The organism is Geminicoccus sp., from assembly GCF_035556675.1.
Taxonomy (GTDB): Bacteria; Pseudomonadota; Alphaproteobacteria; order Geminicoccales; family Geminicoccaceae; genus Geminicoccus.
In genome coordinates this window covers 1-6914 of the sequence record NZ_DATMFZ010000254.1, presented here as the reverse complement: position 1 = coordinate 6914, position 6914 = coordinate 1, and the positions used below count along the sequence as shown (strand labels likewise).

Below are 6914 nucleotides of genomic sequence, written 5' to 3'. Positions count from 1 at the left end.
GATGCTCACCGACGACCTGGTGATCGCCGAGGAAGGCACCAAGTTCGGCCTGCCCGAGATCCTGTTCAACCTGTTCCCCGGCATGGGCGGCTACAGCTTCCTCAAGCGCAAGCTGGGCCCGGTGCTGGCCCGCCAGATCCTAGAGGACGGGCTGTCGCGCAGTGCCCAGGAGGTCAAGGCGCTGGGCCTGGTCGACCTGGTCTGCCCGGAAGGCCAAGCCATGGCTACCTTCGCCCGCTTCATCGCGGACAACCAGCGCCGCTTCGACACCCTGGTCACCCTCAAGCGGGTGCGCGAGCGTGCCGAGCCCTGCGACAAGCGCGAACTCCTCGACATCGTCGACCTGTGGGTCGATCTGGCCCTCAAGCTCGACGAGCCGGCCCTGCGCCGCATGGACTGCCTGGCCCGCGTCCAGGAGAAAAAGCGGGCAACGGTCGGCGCCGACGTCGCCGGCACGCCGGCCTTTCGCCTGGCGGCCGTCGGCTGAGCCGCCCGGTGGTCCACACTGGCGGCCTCAGCCTGAGGGCGGCATCCCAAGAACAGGGTCGGGCGGCGGATCCGCCGGTTCTGGGAGCGGCTCGTTCAGCCCCATCCGCATCTCCTTGACGACACGGAATCCCAACTGCTGGTAGAGCGCCTCCCCCGCATCGGAGGAGTGCAGCACCGCGGTGGTGCAGCCGATCGCGCGTAGATGGGCCAGAGCGTGCTCCATCAATTGCCGAGCGATGCCCTGGCGCCGGTAGGCGGGCTCGACGAAGACGCTCCAGATATAGCCGAAGCGGCGGACGCTTGGCAGCATGATCTCGGGATAGGGGACGCGATGCAGCTGGCTGCTCGCCGAGCCGATCACCCGATCGTCCTCGTCGCATGCGAGGAAGGTGGCGAGGCTGCGCTCGCGGCGGCCGACCGTGATGAAGTCCAGGATGATGGCGAGTGCATCGGTGCGCATCTGCTCGGGCTGGATGCCGTAGCTTTTCCAGAGTGCAATGTGATGCCGGGCCAGGATCTCGTCGTCCTGCCGATCGCCCTGCCTGATCCTCATCCAGGTTCTCCTGCCCGAGGCCGGCCATCCAACCAAGACATCCAGCCAGCCGTCAAGCTGCGCGGCACACGCGCGATCGCGTCCGGTCCGGCCTGAATCGGCCGAACCTGTCACTGTCTCCCCGGCGCCCGGGGAACGGCGGGATCGGCCATGCGTTCGATCCCGGTACACCGACACTGCCTGAGGGCGTGCCGCAGGGAGCCGGTCATGGGCGAGCAGATTCCGCTGTCTCCAGAAGCGAGCGCAATCGATCCGGAACTGGATGCCGTGCGTGACGACCACACGCACGAGGTCGCACCCGATCTGGCCTATCGGCGCCTGGGCATCGTCAACGTCGTGTTCTGTGGCCGGCCCGATGTGGGCGATCGCGGCTGGGTGCTGATCGATGCAGGGCTCGCCGGCACCGCTCCCTTCATCCGCGCTGCGGCTGCCGAGCGGTTCGGCCAGGACGCACGGCCGGCCGCGATCGTGCTCACCCACGGCCATTTCGATCATGTCGGCGAACTCGTCAGGCTGGCACAGGAATGGGACGTGCCGGTCCATGCCCACCAACTGGAGCACCCCTACCTGAACGGCCGCGCCAGCTACCCGCCGGGTGATCCGAGCGTCGGCGGCGGGATGATGGCGGCGATCTCCCGGTTCTACCCGCGCGGCCCGGTCGACGTGGGCAGCCGGCTGCGCGCGTTGCCGGACGATGGCAGCGTCCCGCATCTACCCGGCTGGCGCTGGCTCCACACGCCCGGCCACAGTGTCGGCCATGTGTCGCTGTGGCGGGAAGCGGACCGGGTGCTGATCGCCGGCGACGCCTTCATCACCACCCGCCAGGAATCCGCCTATGCGGTCGCGGTGCAGGCGCCCGAGATGCACGGCCCGCCCATGTACTACACGGTGGAATGGGACAAGGCCGCCAGTTCGGTGCGGCGCCTGGCGGCCCTGGAGCCGGAACTGGTGGTGACCGGCCACGGCCATGCCATGCAGGGGCCAGAGATGCGCGCGGCCCTGCACGAACTGGCCGAACGGTTCGACAGCGTGGCCGTGCCGGCCGAGGGGCGCTATCTCCGCGAGCCGGCGCGCGCAGAGGACGGCAGCGCCTACTGCTAGGCACTGCCCGACCGCCGGGCACAGGCCCGGCTGCCGTTCCACGCGCGGCTACGGCTCGCTCTTGGGCGTGCAGAAATAGATGTGGCGCTTGCCGCCCTTCAGCGACTGGTCGGCGCGAATCCGGTAATGCTCGGCGAGGCAGGCCTCGAACTGGTCCTGCTGGTAGTCGCCGTACTGGTCGTCCTTGTTGGCGAGCAGGGTCTGCACCATCTCGTCCGACCGGCTGACGAACTCGATCACCAGCGACGTGCCGAGCCCGGCCAGCCAGCCGATGAAGTCGCGCATCGGGATGTTGGCGCTGATCACGATATGGTGGATCAGCGCCAGGCAGAGCGTCAGCTCCGGGCGACCGCGCTCGGGTAGGGAGCGCCGTTCCAGGCCGCGCCAGCCCTGGGCAGGCGAGGGGTCGGACAGGTTGACCACCAGCGGCAGGATCTTCTGCTGGTCCGGCCGGTTCTGCTGCGCCTGGTAGAGATGCTCGATCGCCATCCAGTCGCCGTCCATGGACACGACATGGTCGGCCTGCTCGGCGATCAGCCGCGAGAACGTGCCGGTGTTGCAGCCGAGATCCCAGGCCATCCGCCAGCGCCGGTGCCGCGACGCCTCGCGCACAAAGGCGCATTTCGCCTCGAACTCGGCCTGGTCATAGCTGTGGGTGCGATCATAATCGGCCCAGACCGTCTTCGACCCGCCGGGCTGGAGGCCGGTCACGATCTTGCGCAGGCCCTCGACGTTGCGGACGATCAGCTGCTTGTCGAAGCCGGCCTTGGCGATCGAACTGCGCACGTTCTGCGGCTTGCCGGCATAGCGACGCTGCAGGCTGTCCTGGGCCAGCACGTGGAGCAGCACGCCCGGCCGGATCAGGTCGCGTGCCGAGAGCAGCGGCCGCAGGCTGCCTGCCGGGATGCCGTCGATCTGGCCGCGCAGCCAGGGGCGGTAGTCCACGCCCTTATAGGCCTGCAGAAACAGCGGATAGAGGAACAGCTCGCAGAACTGCCGATAGCCCACCCAGGGCTCGCCCTTGCCCAGCACCTCGAAGGAGGGGATGTCGATGAAGACCGGCTGCGCACCGCGCCACTGGATGTTGTAGGCCGAGGAATCCTTCAGGATCAGCCCGGCCCCGAGGGCAGCCTGCATGAGATCCAGATGCAGCAGCGCTGCATCCTTCAGCATGCCGAACGTCCACTCGTAGGGGTAGGAGATGAACGGCACCTTCTCGTGGCGCAGCACCGCCGCCCAGTCGCCGAACGAGCGGGCCTCGTCGTCGGGCAGGCGCTCGGTGCGCACGATCGAGCCCTGCGCGGTGAACTCCTGGAAGAACGGTGTCGCGGCCAGCCGCTCCCAGTTGGCCAGCGCCTTAGCACTGATGCCACGCAGGATCTCGCCGTCGCGGTAGAACACGGCGCCGTTGCGGTCGCGGAACGAACCGGGCTCGGCGGCGACGGCACTGGCAACGGCAGGAGCGGCGGTGGCCCGCTCCCGGTCCGGCGAAGGAGCGAGGCCGCTCAGCGCCTCACTTGCGGGTGGCTGCATCGATCTGCACGTCCTGATGGGCGTTGCTGGTCGACGCGACCTCCTCCTCGCGGCGGATGCCGAGCATGATCAGGAGCCGGTGCCAGTAGAGCTTGCCGGCGAGCAGCAGGCCGGCGACGCCGCCCAGCAGCACCTGCAGGATGATGCTGCCCGTGCCCGGATCGAGATAGGCGGACGCCGTGCGGGTCGACATGCCCACGATCAGGCCGGCCATCACCAGCCGGAAAGCATACGCGCCGATGCTGTGCATGTCGTTCTTCTCCCGCCGCTGGTCGCGGAGCGTCCCCGGCTATGTTGGTGGCGTTCCCCTCGGACAAGAGACTGGCTGTCGCTGTCCGATCCGCTAATTGTCATGAAGTTGTCACGGGGCTGCACCGACAACAAGGGGAAAGCCAAATTGGTCTGGTCGCCTTACGGTTTTTTCAGCGGTCCGCACGACGTCGGGGGGAGAAGCCATGCAAGACAGGCCGGCCAATCAGGCCAGAAGCGTCCGTAGCCGGGACGGGTGGCCGCTCCACCCGTTCCTGTTCGCCGCCGCCTCCGTGCTGGGGCTCTACGCCCTGAACGTGAAGGAAGCCGCGCTCTTCGAGATCCTGCCGGCGCTGGGCATGGCACTGGGCTTCGCGCTCCTGGTGGTCCTGGTGCTGGGCTTGTTGTTCCGGAGCTTCGGCGCTCGTACCGCCATCCTTTCCAGCATCGTCCTGATCGGCTGTCTGTTCACCATCCGCCTGGGCTTCTGGGTGAACCATGTGACGGGCGGGGTGCCGATGGTCCCCTTCATGGCAGGCTTCGTCCTGATCCTGCTGGCGGCGTTCGTGGCGGTGGCATGGACCCGCCGTGACCTCCGGCTGCCCCACAGCATTCTCAACGGCATCGCCCTGATCCTGGTGGTGACGCCGATCTGGCAGGCCGCCTCGTACAAGTGGGAGCACGGCCGGCCGGGCCTGATGGCGCCGGCGCCCGAAGAAGTGGCGGTGCCGGCCGCCGTCCAGCCGGACATCTATTATCTGGTGTTCGACCGCTACGCTTCGGCCGCGGTGATGGAGCGCTATTTCGAGACCGACGACACGCCGCTCACGACCTTTCTCGAAGAGCGGGGCTTCTACGTGGCGCGGGGCAGCCACGCGAACTACCTCAAGACCGGCCATTCCCTCGCCTCGACCTTCCAGATGGATTACCTGGACTTCCTGGCGGACGAGGAGGGGCGGCGGTCGAGCGACTGGCAGCCGATCCTCGGCATGCTGCGCGACCACCGGGTCGCCCGCTTCCTGAAGTCGGCCGGCTACCGCTATGCCCAGATCGGTGCCTGGTGGGGACCCACCCAGCTCAACAGCTATGCCGAGTTCAATCCGCTCTTCGGCTTTGCCGAATTCACCGCGATGTACCTGCGCGACCGGGTGATCAACCCGATGATGCGCCTGGTCGCCCCCGACAGTTTCTACACGCGCACCATGCAATGGGATGCCGGGCAGTGCCAGCGGGTGCCCTGGCAGATCGAGCAGATCAAGCAGGCGGCGGACGGGACAGGGCCGACCTTCGTGTTCGGCCACATCCTGCTGCCGCACGAACCCTTCGCGTTCGACGCGGACGGGAACTGCCTGTCGCGGGAGCAGTCCGATGCCCGTGGCAGGGTGCAGGGCTATGTCGAGCAGGTGCACTATGCCGGCAAGGTGATCCGGGACCTGGTCATCGCCCTGCAGCAGCGCGAGGGGCCGCCGCCGATCATCATCATCCAGGCGGACGAGGGCCCGTTCCCCGAGACGGATGTCGGGCATATCCGCACTTGGCGGGATGCGACGTTCGATGAACTCCAGATCAAGATGGGGATCCTGAACGCCTATTATTTCCCCGACGGGGATTATGATCTGCTTTATCCGACCATCACACCAGTCAATTCCTTCCGGATGCTGTTCGACAAGTATTTCGGCAGCGACTTGGCGCGGCTTCCTGATCGGATCTATGCGATCCCCACCATTTTCGAGCTCTATAATTTCTTTGACGTGACGGATGTCGTGCGGGAGCTCCATGACTAGAAGCGGTCTTCGAAACGGTAGCGGGCTGTAGAGGGCCGGCGTGTAGCGCTTAGCGATCTATGATCGCCGAGATCGCTGCCATGACCGAGCACCGTCGTCTGTACCCGACTGACCTGTCGGGGATACCCTGGCGGATCTCGCCGAATCGGCTGCTGCCGCACAGGAGTTCGCGCACGATCAGGAGCGCCCAGCGCCCGCCCAGCGCTTCATGGGCCCGTGCCACCGAGCCAGAACTGGCCGTAGCTCGTCATGGGCTAGCGATAGCGGCTCCGGGCGATCCTGGCAGTACGGATTTCGAACCGGTCGCCCGGGCGAATGCTCAGGCTGCCGTCCAGCCGCCGTCCACCATCAGCGCCGAGCCGGTGGTCAGGGCGGAGGCGTCCGAAGCCAGGAACAAGATGGCGCCGGTCAGGTCCTCGACCGTGCCGAGGCGGCCCAGCGCGATCTTGCTCACGACCTCGGCGCGGAAGTCCGGGGCGGACAGGAACGGGCGGGTCATCTCGGTCTCGATGAAGGTCGGGCAAATCGTGTTGACCCGGATGCCGTGGGGCCCGAGATCCAGGGCCATGGCCCGGGTCAGGCCTTCCAGCGCCGCCTTGGACGCGCAGTAGACCGTGCGGCCGCGGCCGCCGACATGGCCCATCTGCGAGGACACGTTGACGATCGAGCCGGGCCTGCCCGTGTCCAGGAGGCGGCGGGCGACGGCCTGGGCGGCGAAGAAGGCGGCGCGGACGTTCAGGCCGAAGATCGCATCGAAATCGTCGACGGTGACCTCTGGGAACGGCTTGGGCCGGTTGGTGCCGGCATTGTTGACGAAGATGTCGAAAGGCGGCTCGGCCGCGATCGCCGCGGCGACGGTATCCAGGTCGGTGACGTCGAGGGGCAGGGCCCGGGCCTGACCGCCGGCCGCGCCGATCGCGGCGGCGGCGGCATCGAGTTCGTCACGGGAGCGGGCGGCCAGGGTGACGGCGGCGCCGGCATCGGCCAGCGCCGCGGCGGCGGCCAGGCCGATGCCGCGGCCGGCCCCGGTGACGAGCGCGCGCTTGCCGTCGAGGCGGAAGGAAGGGGGCTTGGGCAGCGACATCGTTACTCCGCGGCGCTGGCATAGGGGACGTTGCGGCCGCCGTAGCGGCGCACGCGGAGGTTGGCCTGCTCGGCGTGGCCGGCGAAGCCTTCCAGCATGCACAGGCGCGAGCAGTACTCGC

7 protein-coding genes and 1 pseudogene are annotated in these 6914 nt (G+C 67.8%); 3 read left to right on the top strand and 5 right to left on the bottom strand.

Going from position 1 to position 6914, the window contains the following annotated elements; genetic code table 11:
• Window positions 1-487, top strand: a 487-nt coding sequence (locus VNS22_RS17780) for an enoyl-CoA hydratase-related protein (protein WP_325734751.1), incomplete at its 5' end; no start/stop codon positions are given.
• Between the two features lie 27 nt (window positions 488-514).
• Here VNS22_RS17780 and VNS22_RS17775 read toward each other — a convergent pair.
• Complete coding sequence (locus tag VNS22_RS17775; protein ID WP_325734749.1) at window positions 515-1156, bottom strand: GNAT family N-acetyltransferase; 642 nt, start codon at window positions 1154-1156, stop codon at window positions 515-517.
• Window positions 1157-1249: 93 nt separating this feature from the next.
• On the opposite strand from VNS22_RS17775, the gene VNS22_RS17770 reads away from it, so the two are divergent.
• Window positions 1250-2143 carry an MBL fold metallo-hydrolase gene (locus VNS22_RS17770; protein WP_325734747.1) on the top strand — a complete coding sequence of 298 codons (894 nt, stop codon included), beginning with the start codon at window positions 1250-1252 and terminating at the stop codon, window positions 2141-2143.
• Window positions 2144-2191: 48 nt separating this feature from the next.
• Here VNS22_RS17770 and VNS22_RS17765 read toward each other — a convergent pair whose 3' ends face one another.
• Both VNS22_RS17765 and VNS22_RS17760 read right to left on the bottom strand, forming a co-directional pair.
• Window positions 2192-3676 (bottom strand): class I SAM-dependent methyltransferase, encoded by a 1485-nt coding sequence (locus VNS22_RS17765; protein ID WP_325734745.1) that lies wholly within the window; start codon window positions 3674-3676, stop codon window positions 2192-2194.
• Window positions 3657-3926: a hypothetical protein gene (locus VNS22_RS17760; protein ID WP_325734743.1), complete on the bottom strand. Its 270-nt coding sequence runs from the start codon at window positions 3924-3926 to the stop codon at window positions 3657-3659. The genes VNS22_RS17765 and VNS22_RS17760 overlap by 20 nt, the downstream gene beginning before the upstream one ends.
• A 205-nt stretch (window positions 3927-4131) precedes the next feature.
• On the opposite strand from VNS22_RS17760, the gene VNS22_RS17755 reads away from it, so the two are divergent.
• Window positions 4132-5709 (top strand): sulfatase-like hydrolase/transferase, encoded by a 1578-nt coding sequence (locus VNS22_RS17755; RefSeq protein WP_325734741.1) that lies wholly within the window; start codon window positions 4132-4134, stop codon window positions 5707-5709.
• 109 nt (window positions 5710-5818) lie between these two features.
• Here VNS22_RS17755 and VNS22_RS28390 read toward each other — a convergent pair.
• Window positions 5819-5960, bottom strand: a pseudogene (locus VNS22_RS28390) (winged helix-turn-helix transcriptional regulator); the annotation flags it as partial.
• Window positions 5961-6028: 68 nt separating this feature from the next.
• Window positions 6029-6793 carry a glucose 1-dehydrogenase gene (locus tag VNS22_RS17750; RefSeq protein WP_325734739.1) on the bottom strand — a complete coding sequence of 255 codons (765 nt, stop codon included), beginning with the start codon at window positions 6791-6793 and terminating at the stop codon, window positions 6029-6031.
• Between the last annotated feature and the right edge of the window lie 121 nt (window positions 6794-6914).